This window comes from Kitasatospora sp. NPDC002543, from assembly GCF_053594915.1.
Window position 1 is genome coordinate 29987 of sequence record NZ_JBSFWR010000029.1, and the last position, 18798, is coordinate 48784.

Annotated in this window: 9 protein-coding genes; all 9 read right to left on the reverse strand. The window is 77.1% G+C overall.

From position 1 onward, the window contains the following. Window positions 1-4 precede the first annotated feature (4 nt). The 9 genes from ACWD4P_RS15150 to ACWD4P_RS15190 all read right to left on the reverse strand — a co-directional run bounded on the left by ACWD4P_RS15150 (window position 5) and on the right by ACWD4P_RS15190 (window position 18761). Complete coding sequence (locus ACWD4P_RS15150; protein ID WP_449779898.1) at window positions 5-2248, reverse strand: hypothetical protein; 2244 nt, start codon at window positions 2246-2248, stop codon at window positions 5-7. Then, window positions 2245-4323: a hypothetical protein gene (locus ACWD4P_RS15155; RefSeq protein WP_449779899.1), complete on the reverse strand. Its 2079-nt coding sequence runs from the start codon at window positions 4321-4323 to the stop codon at window positions 2245-2247. The genes ACWD4P_RS15150 and ACWD4P_RS15155 overlap by 4 nt, the downstream gene beginning before the upstream one ends. Continuing rightward, entirely contained in the window at window positions 4320-6914 is a 2595-nt protein-coding gene (locus tag ACWD4P_RS15160) for a hypothetical protein (RefSeq protein WP_449779900.1), read from the reverse strand. The genes ACWD4P_RS15155 and ACWD4P_RS15160 overlap by 4 nt, the downstream gene beginning before the upstream one ends. After that, window positions 6911-10684: a tubulin-like doman-containing protein gene (locus ACWD4P_RS15165; RefSeq protein WP_449779901.1), complete on the reverse strand. Its 3774-nt coding sequence runs from the start codon at window positions 10682-10684 to the stop codon at window positions 6911-6913. The genes ACWD4P_RS15160 and ACWD4P_RS15165 overlap by 4 nt, the downstream gene beginning before the upstream one ends. A 113-nt stretch (window positions 10685-10797) precedes the next feature. Then, window positions 10798-13218: a choice-of-anchor X domain-containing protein gene (locus tag ACWD4P_RS15170; RefSeq protein WP_449779902.1), complete on the reverse strand. Its 2421-nt coding sequence runs from the start codon at window positions 13216-13218 to the stop codon at window positions 10798-10800. 83 nt (window positions 13219-13301) lie between these two features. Beyond that, the gene (locus tag ACWD4P_RS15175) at window positions 13302-13907 is read right to left on the reverse strand and encodes a Pycsar system effector family protein (protein WP_449779903.1); all 606 of its coding nucleotides are present in this window, start codon (window positions 13905-13907) and stop codon (window positions 13302-13304) included. A gap of 6 nt (window positions 13908-13913) precedes the next feature. Then, entirely contained in the window at window positions 13914-15209 is a 1296-nt protein-coding gene (locus tag ACWD4P_RS15180) for a hypothetical protein (RefSeq protein WP_449779904.1), read from the reverse strand. Then, on the reverse strand, window positions 15206-17926 hold the full coding sequence (locus tag ACWD4P_RS15185) for a hypothetical protein (protein WP_449779905.1): 2721 nt from the start codon (window positions 17924-17926) through the stop codon (window positions 15206-15208). Before ACWD4P_RS15185 ends, ACWD4P_RS15180 begins: the two co-directional genes overlap by 4 nt. Then, window positions 17919-18761: a hypothetical protein gene (locus tag ACWD4P_RS15190; protein WP_449779906.1), complete on the reverse strand. Its 843-nt coding sequence runs from the start codon at window positions 18759-18761 to the stop codon at window positions 17919-17921. Before ACWD4P_RS15190 ends, ACWD4P_RS15185 begins: the two co-directional genes overlap by 8 nt. Window positions 18762-18798 lie beyond the last annotated feature (37 nt).

Sequence of the window (18798 nt, forward strand, 5' to 3'; positions counted from 1 at the left end):
GGCCTCAGATCAGACGGATGACCAGGATGACGCCGACGACCGTGAGGACGAGCAGCAGCACGCAGAAGGCGACGGCGATCCGGCCGCTGTCGTCGTCCCGGGCGGGCTTCCGGTGCTGCGGCGGGCCGTAGGCGGGGCCGGGTGACGGACCGACCGGTGCCGGGGCGGGCGGGGGTTGCGGCGGGGGCGGATCCTCCTGACGGACCGGGGCGGGGAGGCCCGGGGCCTCGGCGGGCACCTCCGCGACCGCCCGCTCGACCGGGGCGGGCGGGGGCTCCGGCCGGACCGGCGCGGCCGGTGGGGCCTGCGCGTCCGACGGCCGGGACCGGGCCTGCGAGTGCGGCGGGGCCTGCACGGTCGGCGGGGCCGGCAGGGTCGGCGGCGCCGGTGGGGCCGACACAGCCGGCGGTGCCGGTGGTACGGCCGACGGCGCCGGTGAGGTCGGCTGAGCCGGTACGGCCGGCGGGGGCGGCGGAGGCCGGTGGTACAGCCGCTGCCAGAGCGCGGGCGGCAGGTCGGGCGGGATCCCCTCCCTCGACTCCTCCCCCGGCGGCGGCACCAGGCGGCGGAGCAGATCGACCTCCAGGTCGTCGCCGGAGGTGAGGAGTCCGGTGAGCCAGTGGTCGAGCGCCTCGGCGTGGCGGGCGTCACGGGCGTGCGGCGAGACCGCCCAGGAGAACAACCAGGCCGCCCGCTGGGAGAGATGGCTGTCGTCGGCGTTGTCCGGGCCGACGCGGAACAGGTAGAGCCGCTGGCGCAGCACCTCCGCGCAGAGGTCGGCCGCCTCCCCGGCGCTCCGCCCGCCCCGGACCCGGGCCAGGTGGAGCAGCAGCTCGTTGGTCGCCCGGAAGGGGAGGTCCTCCTCCTGGAGCAGACCGAGCGCCTCGCGGTCGGTCAACCGGCTGACACTGTCGCGCAGTTCGCCGATGCCGGGCCCGTCGGGGGCGGGGTCCAGCAGGGCCGCGCGCACGAGCCCGAGGGCGGCCGGGCCGGGGGGCGGGACCGCCGGGAGCCGAAGCTCCTCGTCCGCCGTCTCGTACACGGACTCCGGTTCGGCCTCCGGCTCTTCGACGGGCTCGCCGAACGCGCCGGTCTCGGCGGTATCGGCGGTATCGGCGGGCTCGTGGGGCGCGCGGGGCTCGACGGACGCGTAGGGCTCGACGGGCTCATGGGTCCCGAAAGGCTCATGGCGCTCATGGCGCTCATGGATCTCGTGGATCTCGTCGACCTCACGGGGCTCACCGGGCTCGCGGGACCCGCCGGACACGTGCGGCTCGGCCGTCCCGCGGGGTCCGTACTGCTCCGGGCCGATCGGGGCGCGCCGGGCACCGGCCTCGTCGAGCGCGTGCGCGATCCTCCGCAGCCGCTCCTCCGGCCGCCTCCCCCCGGCGGACTCCTGCCTGCCCATCAGGTCCGCCAGGCCGAAGCCGCCGCGCCCGTCCGCGACGCCGGCCAGGCAGAGGTCCACCAGGCGGACGGCGAGCTCGTGGGCGCGGTCGGCCTCGGGGCGCCTCGGGTCGACGCGGTAGCGCGCCTGCTGGTGGCCGCCGTCGGCCGACCAGTCGGAGACCCAGGTGACCAGGAGGTCGTGGCGGTCCGTCATGTCGTAGGTGGCGAAGGTCCAGGCCTGGTTCAGCCAGGGGTTGAGGATCCGGGCGAGGCCCGCGATGACCACGCTGGCCCGGTTCCGCTCCGGCCAGCCCGGCAGGGCGTCACTGCGCAGCGAGAGGCGGCTCGCCGGCCGGCGCAGCAGGGCGGCGGTGGCGGCGGTGAGCGCCTCGCGGACGTCCGGCAGCCGGTCCAGGGCGGCGCCCCAGGCCGGCCCCGCGGTCTCCTCCAGCTCGCTCTTCCGGACCGGGGGCTGCGGGCCGTGGGCCGATTCGGCGAACTCCTGTCCGCTCCACGCCCAGTCGCACAGGCCCAGGCAGGTCCGGGGGGTGAGGATCGCGGCCGCCCCGACCAGCACGTGCGCGGTGGTGCTGGGCCGCCCGCCGAGGTCGGCGGTGGGCCAGCGCTGGACGAGGGCGGCGCGGTCGCCCCGGAGGCGGGTGCGGACCACGCTGGGGAACGGTGCGCCGTCGACGCGCAGGAACGGGGCGATCTCCTGGCCGATCTCCTCGGCGTCCGCGCGGGGGCAGGACGCGGCCGCGGCCGTGAGGCCGGCGCTGCGCCGGCCCTGGTTGCCCTGCCAGCGGAAGACGATCTGGTCGACGGTGTCCTGGTCGGGGCCCTTTCCTCGAGCGGTCATCGGTCCACCTCGTCGACGGGTCGGCCCTCGGCGAGTTCGACGATGCCGTGCATCGCGAACAGCGAGAGCAGGGGTTCCAGGACCCGCTGGGCGCGGACGCCGCGCGGGTAGCGGCTGTCCGCCTGCCGGCCGCCGGTCGCCGAGGCCACGTGCAGGGTGCAGTGCAGGGCCGTGTCGAAGGGGCGCAGCCAGGCCTTCCCGGCGTGGCGGTCGAGCAGTGCGTACACGTCGCGGCTCTCCTCGTGGAGCCGTCGACGGCTCAGCTCGGGGTGGCCCGGTTCGCTGAGCCAGCGGTCGACGGGGGGTTCGGACCGCAGCAGGTCGGCCTTGGCGACGACCACGGCGGACGGGACGGTCAGGTGCGGGCCGGTGCGCGGGACGCGATCCAGGACGGTGGCGAAGGCGGGGTCGCCGTCCCGGTTGACGTGCTGGTCGAGCGCCGCGCGGATGTCGTCGAGCTGGGCGAGCGGCATGGCGATGGTGGGGTCGACGACGAAGATCAGCGCGTCGATGCCCAGCAGGAACCGCAGCAGGGCGTCCGTACGCAGCAGGTCCTCGCCGGCGAGGTCGAAGAACGCGAGCGGCCTGGTCCGTCCGGCGGCGTCGGTGATCAGCAGGGACTCGACGAACCGGGCGGTGTCGTCCTGGCCGAGGCCGGCGGTGTGGGCGAGCACCCGGCCGCCGCGCAGCGGCACCACCCGGCTGTTCAGGAAGCCCGCGTGCTGCTGCGGGTTGACGGACTGCCAGCTGATCCCGTACGGCTTCAGCCGGTCGTCGGCGATCTCGGCCACCATCTGGGTGAGCAGGTGGCTCTTGCCGGTGTTGGACTGCCCGATCAGGGCCACCGTCAGCGGGCGGCCGTTGGTCAGGTAGGGGACGGGGATGTGGTGCTCCCGGACGCCGCCGTTGCCCGGGCAGCGCTGGAAGGCGCCGCGCAGTTCGTCGGCGAGCAGCCGGGGGTTGGGCTGGGCCTGCGGGTTGTAGGGGCGCAGCTCCTGGACGGCGTCGGGGGTGTACAGGGCGGTCGGGTCGTAGCGGATCGGTTCCAGGCAGTACGGGCAGAGCACCTCGCCGGCCGGGGCGCCGGCCGGGTGGCCGACGGCCTCGGCGACCGCCTCGCCGGGCGCGGCCGCGCCGGCCGAGCGCTTCAGCTCCAGCGCCCGGTCGTACCCGGCGCGGTGGGCGGCGAGCCCGTCGGCGGCCAGCCGGTCGGCGGCGGGGGGACGGTCGGGGGCGAGCAGGCCGAACAGGGCGGCCGGGGTGGGGCGGTCGGCTGCGCGCGGGGCGAAGGAGGAGCCCATGGTGTGCGCGAGCGAGCGGTGGTCGGCGAGGTCGGGGGGCGACCGGTCCGGGTCGCCGGCCCGGCCGGTGACCAGGCTGTACATCACCTGGGCGGCGCTCCACAGGCCGTCGCGGGGGTCGCTGCGGCCGGTCCCGCCGCGCACCTCCGGCGGCGCGTACGGCGCGGGCGCGGCGCCGCGCGGGCTGCGGGGGCGGCCGGTGTGGGTCACCGCGTCGAGGCCCCAGAGCTGGATCCGCTTGCCGTCCCAGCGGACGGTGCCCGGGGAGATCCCGTGGTGGACCAGGCCGAGTTCGGCCAGGACCGCGAGGGCGTCCACCAGGTCCCGTTCGATGACGCGCAGTTGGGAGCCGGACAGGCCGTGCAGCCGCTCGACGGTCCGGCCGCGCGGCGGCCGGTAGAGCGCGAACGGCTCGGCGGCGTCGAGTTCGCTGCCGATCAGGACGGGGAACGGCCCGTTCTCGAGGCCGGCCCCGAGCGCGCGGTGCAGCCGCAGCGCGACCGCGGTCTCGGCGTCGAGGGCCGCGAAGGAGGCGAAGGCGGCCTCCGCGCCGCCGGGCGCGTCGGCCCCGACGGCCCGGACCTGGACGCACTTGACGCCGTTGTTCAGCAGGGCGTTGCGGGTCCGGACGGGGCCGCGCGAGGGCGGGCCGTAGTCGGGGCCGAACCGGGCCCAGGCCCGGCTGCGCCGCCCGTCGGGGGTCAGGAAGGACAGTCCGACGGGCTTCGCCCGGGCGGGCTCGCCGGTCCGCGGACCGGTCGCGGGGGTGGTCACCACTCCTCCTCCTCGTTCTGCGGCGGGTCGTCGTGCCACTGCCGCACGGTCCTGACGACACCGGGTTTCAGGCCGGTCAGCCGCAGCAGCCCGGCGTACCGGCCGGCCGCGGTCAGCACCTCCCGCTCCTGCCGCGGGCCCGGCGCCCCGCCGTGGCGGGCGTCGCCGAACGGCGGGTCGCCGAAGGCCGCGTCGGGGCCGGTGGCGGTGCGGGCCGCGTCCGGGCCGAAGCGGATCAGTGCGACGGCGGCCGGGTCCCGGCTGAGCAGGTCGAGCTGCTCCGAGGAGTTCAGCTGGACCACGCCGGGCCCGTCGGGGTCGAGGGCGTGCGGGTCGGCGGACCGCCGGGCGTCGATGCCCAGCAGGCCGGCCGGCCCGCCGCGGTCGCGGTGCGGCGAGGCGAAGGGCGGGGCGGTGAGCACGTCGTTGTCCCGCAGGTGGTCGCGGGCCACGCCGAGGAGTTCGCGGACCCGTTCGGCGATCCGCTCCTGGGCCGCGTCGCCGACGTGGCCGCGCTCGACCGCGCCCCAGTACGGCGCCAGCGCGGTCAGGGCGGCGTCGGTGAGGTCGCCGGTCAGCGCCGTGACGAGGTCGGGGCCGCCCTTGGCCTCGCCGCGTTCCAGCCAGGCCGGCCCGGCCGCGGCGGGGCCGGTGCCGGCGCCGACGGCGGACGGGTCGAGGTCGGACCCGGCACCGTGGTCGGCGCCGACGTCGCCGTCGAGGTAGCGGCCGAGGACGTCGTCGAGGTCTCCGTCGGGGCCCGGGCCGGCCAGCGGCGGATCGAGGTTCCAGTCCTCGTCGTCCGACCAGGACAGCTCCTCGAACCCGGCCCCGTCCTCGCCGACCCCGCTCAGCCAGTCGCCGAACTCCTCGTCGAACTCCGCGGGCCGGGCCGGATCGAGGCCGCGCGCCGCCTCCTCCTCCGCGGCCTCGGCCGTCGCCCGCAGCACCCCGACGACGGCCAGCGCGGCGTCCGCGCAGTGGCGCCGCTCCTCGACGGCCCAGAACTCGCGCAGCGCGCGGTCCAACAGCGCGTCCAGGCCGTCGAGTTCGTCCCGCAACGGGACGATTCCGCACTCCCGGCCCCAACGCTGGGCGCCGTCGTGCCAGAGCCGCAGCAGCAGCCAGCCCCAGCCGACGAGGGCGAACGGCAGCGCGAGCGCCGCCGACCAGAGCGGCAGACCGATCGCCCCGGCGGCCGCCGCACCCGCCGCGGCACCGACCAACGCGGCCGCGCCGAGGCGCACCGCGTCGGACGGCCGCGCCGGGCCGCCGGGCAGGCGGTGGGCGACCAGCAGCATGCCCAGCAGCACCAGCACCGGGACGGCCGACGCGGCCGCCACGGCGGGCCCGGTCCACAGGCCGCCGAGGAGGCCGCACAGCGCCGTGACGGCGAGGACGCCGAGCCCCGGCGGGTCGGGTTCCGGTGCGCGGCCCTCCGCGCCGGCCGCGCGCAGCCGGCGGAGGTCGGCGAGCCGCGGCGTGTTGGACAACGGCTGCACCTTCCCGGAGAGCAGGGCGAAGCGCTCGGCCGCCGCGCGCAGCGGCAGCCCGTCGCGCAGCAGCCCCACGGCGAGGCGGCGCAGGCTGTCGCCGACCCGCTCGCCGCTGGTCGCGGCGGGCGCCACCGTCACCCCGAGCCGGGCCAGCCGGGCCGCGGACTCGGCGGCGGACCGCATGTCGGCGGTCCCGCCGTCGCTGCGCAGGACCTGTTCGACCACCCCGTGGTAGCCGTCCAGCGCCTGCCGGGCGCGGTCGAGCGCCGACTCCAGACCGGCGCGGCCCCCGCCGGTCAGCAGGCCGACGGGGCTGCCGAAGGCCAGCAGCTCGCCGTCCGCGTCGGCGAGCGCCTCGACCGCCTCGTCATGGGCCCGGCCGGCGGCACCGCCCTCCTCCCGCCGGCCCGGACTGCCCGAGGTCGCGCCGACGACCAGCGCGGAGAGGGCGGGCGGCAGGTCGGCGCCGGTGTGGGCCGCCGCCCCGACCGGGGCGGCGGTGTGGGCGCCGGCGAACCGCACCAGCGCCTCGCTCCACGCCTGGCTCCTGACCTCCGGGGCCAGCCCGTGCTCCAGCACCCGCAGACCGGGAGCGGCCACCCCGTCGGGCAGCACACCCAGCACGTCCAGGGTCTCGTCGAACACCTCGGGCAGGCCGAGCAGGTCGACCAGGACGGCCAGCGCGGACGGGTCGTCGGGCGCGGCGGACCCGGGGCCGCCGTCGCCCGCGTGGAGGTCGCCGGCCCAGATCAGCCCGGCCTCGGGGCCGCGCAGGGTCGCGGGGCGGACCAGCCGGCGCTCGGCCGGGCGGCCCTCGGCCGGCAGGGCGGGCAGCCCGCCGACCAGCAGGCAGAGCACGCGCACCCGGCCGGGCGCGGGGTAGCCCATCAACTGCTCGTACCTGGTGCGGTGTTCGACCAGGCCGGCGGGGGTGTCGACGACCAGGAAGCGGTGGTCGTGCGGCCGGATCCGGCCGTGCCGGGCCAGCCGGGCCGTCACGGCGGACCGCAGGTCCACCGGGTCGGTGCCGGCGAGTTCGGCCGTGCGCAGGTCGAGGTGGACGACCGGGGTGCGGGGGCGGATCGGCTCGCTCATGCGAACTCACCGCCCTCGCGGCCGCCGGCCGGTCCGTCGCCGTCGCGGTCGCCGTCGCGGTCGCCGTCCGACCAGGACGTCCAGCCGGGCGGCTCGGCCGGCGGGCGGTGGGGCTCGGCCCGACGCCCGCCGTCGCGGTCGCGGTCGCGGCCCCAACCCCGGTCACCGTCGCGGTCGCGGTCACCGTCGCGGTCGCGGTCGCGCTCCGGCTCGCGGTCCCAGCCCCGGTCACCGTCACGACCCCGGTCAGGCTCCGGCTCGCGGTCCCAGCCCCAGTCACCGTCACGGCCCCGATCGCGGTCAGGCCCACGGCCCCAGCCCTGGCCACCGTCACGGCCCCGGTCGGGCTCAGGCTCCCGGCCCCCGTCACGGTTCCGGTCGCGGTCGCGGTCCCAGCCTCCATTTCCGGCACGGCCCCGGTCCCGGTCGCGGTCCCCACCCCCGTTCCCGTCACGGTCCCGGTAGCGGTCCCGGTCGCGGTCCGGGTCCTGGGCCGGGGGCCGTCCCCGGTCCGGTCCGGTCTCGCGCCAGTCGGCGGGGTCCACCGGCCGGTTGGTGCCCCAGTCGTCCTGCGCCCCGTGGGTCGGCTGCGCGGGCCCCTCGTCCTCGGCCTCGTCGACCGGACGCGGCGACAGGTCCCCCTGCTGGATCGCCTGCAGGAGCCGGCCCAGGTTCGGCTGGACGGCGCGCTCGTCGCGGAACTCCATGGCCAGCGCCCCCGGCAGGGTCTCCGCCCAGAACTGCCACAGCGGCCGGAACCAGCCCTCGACGCGCTCCCCGCCCGTCTCCCGGCGGGCCGCGAGCAGGCGCAGCTGCTGCGGCGCGATCTTCTCGACCAGCCGGACGAACAGCGGGTCGGGGCGGCTGGCCGACCGGGTCAGTCCGACCGGGCGGGCGTCCATCAGCCGCTCGGTGTACGCCCCGACCGTCCGCTCGTCGTCCAGGACGGTCCAGCGCTCGTAGGCGCGCAGCAGTTCGGCCCAGCCGGAGATGCCGTCGTGCTGCGCGCCCAGGCGCAGCCGCACGCCCGGCACGTCGGCGCCGCGGTCGCGGAACAGCCGCAGCCGGACCAGCTGCGGGGAGTCCTCGGTCCCTTCCAGCACGTCCACCTGGCCGTTCCACAGCAGGCAGAGCAGCCGGTGCAGCACGTGGCGGCGGTCGGCCTCGGTGGACACCAGCCAGTCGTCCCGGTGGCCCAGGCGCTGGCGCCAGCGCAGGACGTCCTCGGCCTGCTCCCCCTCCCGTGCCTTGGCCCACTGCCGCAGCACCTTGCGGACCTCGGGCACCTCGGTGAGGCTCATCTCGCTGCGGAACTGGACGACCGTGATGGAGTCCGTCTCGACGCCCCGGAACTCCGCGAGGGCCTCGCCGGGCAGCCGCAGCACCCGGCGCAGGTAGCCCTCGACCTCGTCACCGTTCTTGACCTTCGGGAAGGTCACCAGCACCTTGAGCACCCCGGTGCCCTCCGGCACGAAGCCCGCCGGCAGCAGGCCGGCCACCTTGCGGCCGAACTGCTCCAGGGCCTCTTTGCCGACCTGCTCGCCGGCTTCGGCGCTGCCGGCCGCCGCGGCCAGCAGGACTCCCATGGAGGGCAGCAGCGGACGCTCCTCCAGATGCTCGCCGCTCTCCGCGAACAGCCGCTTGACCCCGGCCTCCACGACCGACTTGACGCCTCCCACCGCGCCGTCGGGGTCGCGCCGGCTCGCCGCGTGCGCCGTGCGCCACTCGTCGCCGCCGACCAGCCGCAGCAGCAGAGCGGCCGAGTCCCCGCTGTCGGCCAGGCCCTCGCGGGTGGCGAGCCGGGCGACCAGGTCGTCGTAGAAGTGCCGCAGGTCGCGCTGGGGCGGCAGCAGGTAGGAGACGCCGGTCCGGTCCTCGTAGAGCACCCGGGACTGCTCGGCGAAGGCCTTCGGCTCCTGTGTGGAGTGCCGGCGCAGGGCCTCGACCAGCCGGGTCACCTCCCGTTCCAGGGCACGGGCGGCGGGTTCCCAGCGCTGCTGCTGGTTGCGCCAGCCGTCGTTCCAGACCTGGCGGGCGCGCCAGCGGTACCAGGCGTCCTGCTCGCGCAGCACGGTCTGGACGTCCTCGTCCCCCCAGCGCGGCTGGACGAGCCCGTAGAGCTGCCGCCGGATCCGGGGCACCGGCGGCGGCTGGTCCGGGGTGCCCGGCGGCAGGACGGCGGCCCGGGTGCGGTTGTCGAGCAGGCCGAGGAAGCCCAGGCGGGCGAGGTCGTTGGGATCCTGCGGCACCCCCTTGACGATCCGCTCGACGGTGAACGGGTCGACGGTGGAGAGCAGCTTCTCCACCGCCCGCCGGGGGGTGAAGTTCTGCGCCATGTCGGCGGTGCGCTGCGCCACCCGGCGGGTCAGGTCGGCGAGGGCCTGCTGCATGTCGCTCTGCCGGGCCATCAGCGCGGCCTCGATCGCCGAACCGCCGCGCGGCTCCACGGTGAGCGGGTCCAGTTCGAGTGCCCGGCGCTCCAGCAGCTCCTCCAGGCCGGAGTCCGCGAACATCTGCTTCACCAGCTCCTCGGCGGGCCGGTGGGTGCGGCGGGAGGCGTCGCTCAGCTGCTCGACCGAGGCGCGCAGGAAGCGGCCGGAGACCAGCGCCGCCAGTTCGTCCACCGGCGCGGTCATCGAGGCGACCAGGCTGGTCGAGACGCCCTTGCGGCCGATCCCGGCGTCGGACACGGCCGCCCGGGACACCCCGCGGTTGATGAAGCTCGCGGCGAAGGTCTGGTAGTCGTCGTCGGCCCGGGAGTGGGTGCTCTGCCGGCCGTCTCCGAGCTCGGTGCCGATCAGCGACATCACCAGGGAGACCATCGAGCGGCGCAGGTCGTCCTGGCGGATGCCGGCGGTGCGGCTGAACAGGAAGGCGGTCGGCAGGATGCCGCTGCGCAGCCGGATCGGCGCGGCGTGCGGGTAGCGGATCCGCAGCGTCAGGTCCTCGTCGAGGTCGCCGAGTTCCGCGCCCTCGATGGGCGCGTTCTGCTCGTCGACCAGCCGGAACAGGTCCACCAGGGCGCGGGCCGAGTTCAGCTCCGCCTCCCGGCCGCCCCCGCGCGCGGCCGGGAACGCGGACGGCATGACGACCAGCGGGTAGATCTTGACGCCGCCGAGGCGCTTCTCCTGGAAGGCGTGGTTGATCAGGTGCAGGTAGTCGAGGAAGATCCCGGCGCCGGTGCCGCCGGCGACCGAGAAGGCCACGAAGACGTCGCAGCCGGAGACCGGGCCGCCGCCGAGCTGGCTCAGGGTCCCGCCGGCGCGGGCGAGCGCGTCGATGGCGTCGCTGAGCGGGGCCAGCACCGGGTCCAGCCCGTCGCGCAGGGTGCCGAACAGTCCGGCGCGGCCGACCGTCGGCAGCTGCCCGGCGCCGTTCTTGAGCGGGACGACCCTGGGCTCGTTGGCGCGCGGCGGCAGCCAGGAGGCGGTCTCCTCCGGGAGGCTGGCCCGGAGCATCTTGGTGATGTCGGGCGAACTGTCGTAGTTCGGCAGCAGGTTGGGGGTGGTGCGCGAGGTGCGGCTGTACGCGGCGCGCAGCGCCGGGTCGGCGGTGGACAGCGGCAGGTGGGCCAGGTCCGATTCGCTGAAGTCGGCGTAGACGAACTGCAGGCAGTCCGGCAGCTGGTGGGGTGCCATGCCGCCGAGGTGGGTGAGCGCGGTGCCGTCGGGGCCGCACAGTTCGGCGCGCAGCCGCCGCTCCAGTTCGGCGCCGACGAGGCCGCCGGTGCCACCCAGGCCGACGAACAGCATCGGCTGGAAGATCTTCATGGTGTTCCGCCTTCATCCGGCCGCGCGGGCGCGGCCGGCTCGGGTGTCGACCGGTTCGGGTGTCGACCGGCTCCGGTCGGAGGGTGGTGGTTCGGAGGTGCGGGGACGGGGGCTCAGAGGTAGGTGGTGGTCGGCGGCGGGGCCGCCGGTGGCGCGGACGGGCTCCCCGCGCGGCCCGGCCGGGGGCGGGCGGTCGGGCCGGTGCGGCGGCGCGGGGCGCGCCGTTCGTCCCGGATCCCCAGGCCGAGGCCGTCGGTGAGCGAGGCCGGCCGGTCCGGGTGGATCCGGGTCGTCGACTGGCGGCGCTTCTCCAGCACCGCTCCGCCGTCCCGGCTGCGCTGCACCCGGTACGGCCCGCCGGGCTTGCGGACGAGCCGGGGGTAGGGGCCGCCGAGGCCGGCCACGTCGAACTCGTACCAGCCGTTGGTGCCGGAGTCGGCGGTGACGTCGGCGAGTTGATGACCTTCCTGGTCCAGCAGGAGCAGCTTGAGCCCCGCCGGGTTCCGGCCCGTCACCTTCCCGCGGTGCAGGACCAGGACGACCAGGGCGGCCAGCACCGCCACGAGGCCGCCCAGCAGCAGCGCCCACCACCAGCTCTCCCAGAAGGTCGGCGGCCGGGTGACCGTCAGCGACAACGGGCTGTCGACCAGGACCCGGTCCTGGTCGGTGCCGTCGACCAGGGTGACCTTGCCGCCGAGCCGCAGGTCGCCGCCGTCGAGCAGGCCGCGGAAGGCGGCCGGCCGGGCCGCCCGCACCGCGACGTCCACCCGGCGGGACTCGCCGGGCGCCAGGGTGACCTCCTCCGGGGAGACCGCCAGCAGGCCCGGGGAGGTGTCCCGCAGCGCCAGCCGCAGCGTGTGCGGGGTGCCGTCCGCGTTGTGCAGGTCGAGGCGGCCGGCCAGCGCGTCCCCGGGGTGGAGCTTGTGGCCGGCGGTGTCGTCGAGGGTGAGGCCGGCGGTCACCTTCGGCACCGCCGGGGCGACCAGGGTGCCCTGGGTGCGGTCCTCGTCGGCCGTCAGCCCGGACGCGGCGAGCGTGCCGGAGGCCTTGATCCGGCCGGTCGCCGTGGCGGGCACCGTCACCGTCCCGCTGAAGGTGGCGTCACCGGCGGTGCGGTCCGGGCCCGTCCCGTCGTCGGCCAGCCTGACCGGCACCGGCGCGAAGCCGTCGCCGCTCAGCACGGCGCTGACCTTCAGGTCCTTCAGGTCCTGCGGGTCGGTGACCTGGACCCCCTTGCGGGTCTGGAGCTTGAGCGTGACCACGGCCTGCTCGCCGGGGCGCGGCGAGGGCGGCGCCATGGTGATGGAGCTGCGCAGCGCGCCGCGCCACAGCACGCTGACGGAGGCCAGCTGCGCCCGGTGGTCCGCCGGGGCGTCCAGGTGGACCTTCCACTGGCCGGGCGCCGGGTCGGTGATGCGCAGCGACTCGACGGTCTGGTCGCGGGGCGAGAGCTCGAACTTGGAGACCGGGTCGGTGGTGGTGGCGGTGATCTGCCGGCCGGAGGGGTCGAAGTAGGTGGCGGTGACGGCCGGGTCGCCCTTGTCGACGACGATGCTGCCCACGGTGGTGAGCGGCGAGATCCGCATCTCGATGTCGATCGGCGGGTGTCCGGTGCCGCCGGTGGTGGCGCGCAGGCAGTGGGCGGCGGCGAAGGCGGTCTGCATCGCGCCGGCGACGGCGGCGGCGTCCGGCACCGCGGTGGCCCGGGGCCGCGCGTCGGGCAGGTCGACGCAGCCGTCCTGGAAGCCGGCGGCCGCCATCCGGTCCAGGGCGGCCCGGTCGATGTCGGAGCCGAAGCCGAGCGGCCAGACCTGGATCCGGGCGGCCTGCGCGGCGGCCAGGGCCTGGGCCAGGGCCGCCTCTCCGGCGGTGGCGCGGTGGTCGCGGTCGTCGCCGTAGGCCGGGCTGTCGCCGACGTCGAGCTTGCCGTCGGTGAGCAGGAACAGCACCCGGGGCGTGGCCGGGTCCGTCCCGGTGGACAGCCGGCTGACCCCCTGGAGGATCGCGTTCGGGAAGTCGGTGCCCTGCCCTTCGTCCGGCTTGCGGCTGCGCAGGTTGCCGATGCACGCGCCGATCCGGTCCCGGCCGGCGCCGTCCAGGACGGTGGGCGGGCAGACCTCGTCCACCGGGTGCTGGGCGTCGTTGTCCGCGCTGGCGAACCCGAGCACGGTGACGGTCGACTTCGGGTGGACCTCGCCGAGGGCGATCCCCGCGGCGGCGGCCCGCTCGCGGTCGACCTCGGCGGGTTTGAGGCTGCCGGACTCGTCGACGGCGATCGCGTAGTCGACCGGGCCGATGGCGGCGGGAGCCGGCGCCGTCGGTGCGGCCGACGCCGCGGGAGCCGTGGAGGGGGCCGGCGTGGGGCTGGGCTCGGCGGAGGCCTGGCCGGGCAGGAGGCCGACGGTCAGCAGGGACGCCGCGGTGAGCGCGGCGGCCCGCCCGAGTCCGCCGGCGGCGCGCCGGGGGCGGCGGGCCCGCGGGCCGGTGGTGCCGCGCCGCGGGGGGCGCGCGAAGAGCAGGTGTGGCACCGTCATCTCCTCTGGATCAGGGTGCGTTCCACCGGCCGGCGGGCGGCCGGGCCGTCGGCCGGTGGCAGGCGGTCGGGACCGGGCGGGGCTCAGGTGAGCAGGATCCCGGCGGTGGCGAGGACCGATCCGGGGGCGAGGCAAGCGACGCCCCAGCGGATGCGGCGGTACTTGGCGGCCAGGATGGTGCTGACGTCCACGGCCTGGACGAGCAGCCAGTCGAGCGGGTCCCGGCCGGCCGCGACGATCTGTTCGGTGAGCCGGGGCCGGCCCTCGGAGGTGAGCAGGTCGGCGAAGAAGGTGACCCCGTCGTGGTCCCGCAGGGTCTTGGTGCGGGGCAGGATCGCCCGGACCAGGGCGACCGCCCCGGCGGCCCAGAACACGCCGCCGAGCGCGAGCAGGACGGCGGCGAGCGTGCCGGGCCGGCCGTCGGCCCAGTTGCGGTCCAGGAGCAGGGCGGGCAGGCCGAGGGCGGCGGTGAGCAGGATCGAGGACTTGGTGTCGGCGCGTCCGATGTCCTCGCGGACGACGCACAGGAGGCGGTCCGCGATGAAGCGGGCCTCGTCCGGGCGGGCGGCCGCCTCGGGCCCGGCGGCGGGGTCGGGGACGGGTTCGGGGTCGGGTTCGGGGTCGGGGACGGGGTCGGGGGCGACGGCGGAGGCGGGGTCGGGGGCGGGGGCGGGTCCGGTCGCGGTCATGAGCGGTCAGCTCCAGTCGCCGGGGGACCACGGGCCGTGGTCCCGGTCGTCGCGGTCGTCGCGGTCGTCGCGGTCGTCGCGGTCGTCGCGGTCGTCGCGGCGGTCACGGCGGCGGTCCTCGGGGGCGGGGCGGTCCGCCGGGGCGGCCTCCGGTCCGGGGTGGTCCCAGTCGTCGAAGGCCTCGCTGGGCCGGGCCGCGGGCGGTGCCTCGGTACGGTCAAGGCCCCGGTCCCGGTCCCGGTCCCGGGGTGCGGGCCCGGGGTCCACCCACGAGGGGGTGAACGAGGTGCCGCCGCCCCGCCGGTCGTCCGGGCGGCCGTGGTCCTTCGACGGGAGCTCGGGCCGCCGGGCGGCCTCCCGGACCGGCGGCCGGCCGAAGCTGCCCTCGATCCGGTAGGTGCCGGTTCCCAGCAACTCCCTTACCTGCGATTCGAGTTCGGCCGACTGGATGACGCCCTTCTCGACCAGCCGCAGGGTGTGGTTCAACAGCTCCTGCTTGTCCGCGCGCGCCTCCTGGCGCAGCAGCTCCATGAAGGCGCGCGCCTGGTCCGGGTCGTCCGAGAGCATGAAGCAGATCTGGTTCCACTCGCCGCCCTCCAGCATCGCCCGGAAGGCGCGCATCCGGATCTGGAGCAGCTCGGTGCGGTGGTACTCGGCCGCCCGCTCGCGGTCGCGGTCCCGGGCCGTCGTGAGGTCCTGCTGGTCGGCCTTCCGCGCGTGGTCGGCGTACTCGATGGTCGTCGCGTCCACCGCGACCCGCACGTAGAGGTCCGCGTGCAGCCCGAGGTCGTATCCCAGGTCGTCCCACTGCCCGTTGCGGCAGGCGGCCTTGGCCGCGCGGTCGACCTCGGCGGCGGCGCCCACCGGGTAGCCGGAGCAGATCGTGCGCAGGCGCTCCAGCAGCGGGCCCTTCAGGCGCTCGGCGACGTCGGTGACCTGGCCGTCCACCACCTTGCGGTAGTCGGTGACCGACCAGTAGACGTCCGCCTCCACCTGGAAGAAGGTGGCGCTGCCGACCGCCGGGACCTTGAGGGAGAGCTGGCACAGGTGGGTGCCCCGGGCCACCTCGCAGATCGTCACCGGCCGGCCGAAGCGGGGCCGGTCGACGTGCTCGGTGCCCATCGCGGTGACCACGCTGTGGCCGCCGTTGCGGTAGAAGTGCACCAGGGCGACCTCGGCGCTCGGCTTGCGGGTGCACTCGCTCGGGCGCTTGTACTCCTTCAGCAGCGGTCCGGCGGGCCGCTCGGGCCTGCCCGTCTTGGCGAAGGCCGGTGCGCCGGCGGCCTGCTGGTCGTCCTTCATCCTCGCTCCTCCGATTCCCTCGTGCCCTCGCCCGTCCGGCCGCCCTCGCGGCGGTCGGCGGGCCGGTCCCGGCCGCCGCGCCCGGCGCCGTCGGGACGGGCTCCGGCGGGGCGGTCACTGGTGGGGCGGTCCCCGGCCGGACGGTCTCCGGCGGGACGGTCGCCGGCCGGACGGTCTCCGGCGGGACGGTCGCCGGTGGCGAGGTGCCAGAGCTCGCTCGCCCGTGCCTTGGGCAGCGGCTCGTCCTGGTCGTTCATCATGCGCCGCAGCAGCCAGTCCAGGCTCCGCCGGTCGCGGTTGTCGCGGACCAGGGCCGGCAGCAGCGCGGCCAGGCCGGCCCGGGTGTCCGGACCGCCCCCGTCGTCGGCGGTCCGCAGCCAGGACTCCAGGCAGTCGGTGGCGGCCTCGGAGGAGCGCGGCGTGTGCAGCGCCGTCCACAGCAGGTCGGCCAGCGGGCCGGCGCGGTCGGGGCGGGCGGCGGCCAGGGCCAGCGGCAGCGGCCACTCCAGGTACCCGCCCAGGTCCGGGGAGGCCTCGCCGTCCCAGACCTCGCCGACCTCGGTCACCGCGAGCCGGACGACGGCCAGCAGGCCGAGGTCCTGGTGGGGCACCCGCTGGTCGGCGGTCCACTCGCCGAGGCGACGCAGCACGGCCCGGTCGTCGGGGCCGGCCAGCAGCCGGACGACGCCGTGCGAGGCGATCGGCGGCTCTGCGTCGCCCTCGCGGGTGCCGATCCGGGCCAGGTCGTCGAGGGCGGCTTCCACCGGGGCGGCGTGGCCGAAGCCGAGCACCATGGCCGCGGTCCAGCACAGGTGCGCGGAGTGCGACCTGGTCCAGTCGTGGACGAGCTCGTGGACGACCTTCCGGTGGCTCTCGTGCCGGGCCACCTGGTCCAGCACGGTGGCGGCGAAGGCCCGGCGCCGGGTGGCGGCGGCGGTGGCCATCGGGCGGACCAGCTTCTCGTAGCCGGTGGCGAAGTCGCGCGCGCACAGCTCACCGGAGGCGAGCGCGGCGCGCACCCAGATCTCGGGCCTGGGGTCGTCGGCGAGCAGCCGCATCCAGCGGACCACCGGCTCGCGGGCCGGGTGGTGCCGGTCCCAGACCTCCGCGAGCACCGCGCCGGACAGCGCCGAGCCCCGGTAGCGGACGATCCGGGCCGGCGCCCTGACCCCCGCCGTCTCCACCTCGCCCTCGGTCAGCTCGGCGCGCAGCGAGGCGAGATCGGAGACCGGGTCGTCGCAGAACAGCGGGCGCGCGGGCGTGCTGTCCGGGTCCCGGGCCACCGCGAGCTCCCAGGTGAGCAGGCGGGCGGCCTCGGCCACCGCGCTGTGGGCGGCGCCGTTGAGGACCGCCAGCGCGATCCGGGAGGCGGTCGGGTGCAGGACGGCGGCGGCCGACCGGCTGGCGGACCGCTCGGGGGACCCGGCGCCGGACGCGGTCGCGTCGACGATCTCGCGGTCCGCGCCCGCGAACCACTCCTGGGCCTGCTGCGGGGCCAGGCTGGCGCAGCCGCCGAGGAGTTCCGCGCGGCTCAGCCGGCCCAGCACATGGGCGGCGACGAGGTCGGCGAGCAGCTCGGCCTCGGCGGGCCGGAGGTCCTCCAGCCCGACGGCGGACCGCAGTTCGGCGTCGTCGACGAGTTCGTGGGCCCGGGCGGTCGGGTCGTCGGGGACCCCGGCGCCGGCCGTCGGGCCGGCGGCCAGGTGGGCGGCGATCCGGGCGCGCAGCAGCGCCTCCGTGGGCGCCGGCGGGCAGATCAGCCCGTACCGGCCGGACAGCAGCGGGGTCGCCGTCGGACCGGCGGCCACCACCAGGACGGCGTAGGAGTCGGAGGCGGCGAGCGCCGTGGCGAGGGCGTCCAGTTCGAGCTCGCTCGGGGGCTCGGCGACGCTGCCGCGGCCGGAGGGGAGTTCGAGCAGGTAGCCGTGCCCGCGCCGGGCCTCGTCGGCCGCGGTGGCGGCGAGCCGCCGTACGGCGGTCTCCGGGGAGACCCGGGAGACCCGGCGCGACGGCTCCGGGGCGGCGCCCGGGGCGCTGCCGGCCGCCGGGGCGCCCGGCGCGGTGTCCTCGGCGGCCGTCCGGTGCTGGGTCAGTTCGTCGAGCAGGGCCAGCGCGGTGCAGGTCCGCCCGGTGCCGGGGGCGCCGGCGAGGACCAGGACGCGCTGGCGGCGCAGCGCCCGCTGGAGGTCGACGTAGCCCTCCGGCTCCCGGTAGATCCGGCGCACCCGCCGCAGCTCCGACTCGGGGACCGGCCCGCTGACCGCGCCGACCGCCTGCCGGCTGTCCAGCCGCAGGTGGATGTCGCCGATGTGGGCCTGGTGGAAGACGTTGCGGTCGAACAGGTTGTGGTCGCCGGCCACCCGGTAGGCGCCACGGGCCTCGCGGTGCGCCCGGAAGGTCGCCCCCAGGCCGGCGGCGGCCCCTTCCTCGTCGCCCTCCTCGTCGAGCAGGCGGTCGCGGCTGCGCTCGCGGAACCGGTCGGCGGCCTGCTCCCGGTCGATCCGCTCCTGGTCCCCGGCCGCCTCCTCCCCGGAGGCGGCCTCCGGCTTCGGCCCCTCGGCTCCGGCGGCTCCCGCGTCGCCGGCGCCCCGGTCCTGGTCGCCGGGGGGCTGGGAGCGGACCGGGTCGGCGCCCGCGGGCGGGGGGAGGTCCTTCTTCAGGGTCAGCTTCGGCGGCTTCAGCTCGGCGGCCCCGGCGGTGTTCAGCGGCTCAGGCATGCTGCCCCCCGTTGACGGTGCGGCCGATGTGCACCGGCCCGTTGTAGGTGTTGCGGGTGTGGAACGAGGTGTCGCCCGGCCTCTCACTCGGCGCTCCGCCGGGCGCGGGGCGCGGCGGCCCTCCCGACGGTCCCCGCGGCGGCTCGCCGGAAGGGCCGTCGGACGGGCCGTCGGACGGCCCGCCCGGGTCGGACTCCGCCGGTCCCCCGTCCTCCGGCAGCGGCGCGGGCCGGGGCCGCCCGGGCAGCCGGACCCAGGCCGGCGTGGTGCCGTCCTTGAGCCGCAGCAGGGCCGGGCCGTAGTCCTCGGGATCGACGAAGCGGCCGCCGTGGCAGACCACCTCGCGGTAGAGCGAGTCGGAGACGATCACGACCAGGTCGGCCCCGTCCCGGTCGAGCACCCGGCGGGCCGTGTCCGCGTCGGCGAGCCGGCAGGCGAGGTCGACGGCGTGCCCGCTGATGCCCTGGGCGTCGCGCGTGACCGGGCCGACGTGCAGGCCGACCCGCAGCCCCAGCGGCATCCGCAACCCCGCGTTCAGCCGGCGCAGTTGCTCCTGGACCTCGTTGGCCCAGACGCCGAGGATCCGGGCGGGCGGGATGTCGGGGCCGAGGGCCGCCAGGATGCCGTCGCCCCGGTCCTCCCGGTGGACGGCGGGGGCCGGCACCCCGGCCTCGGCGAACGCCCGGTCGAGCACGGCGTACAGCTGTCCGCGCATCCGGGTCTTCCCGGAGTCGTCGTAGGCGCCGGACCTCCGGACGTCCACGCTGACCACCAGCTGGTACACGGCGTCGACTGCCTGGTCGAGCATGGTCACCCCCGCGGTTGTCTTCGACATGCCGCCAGGATCCGGCGCCGCATGCCGGGTTGTCTGT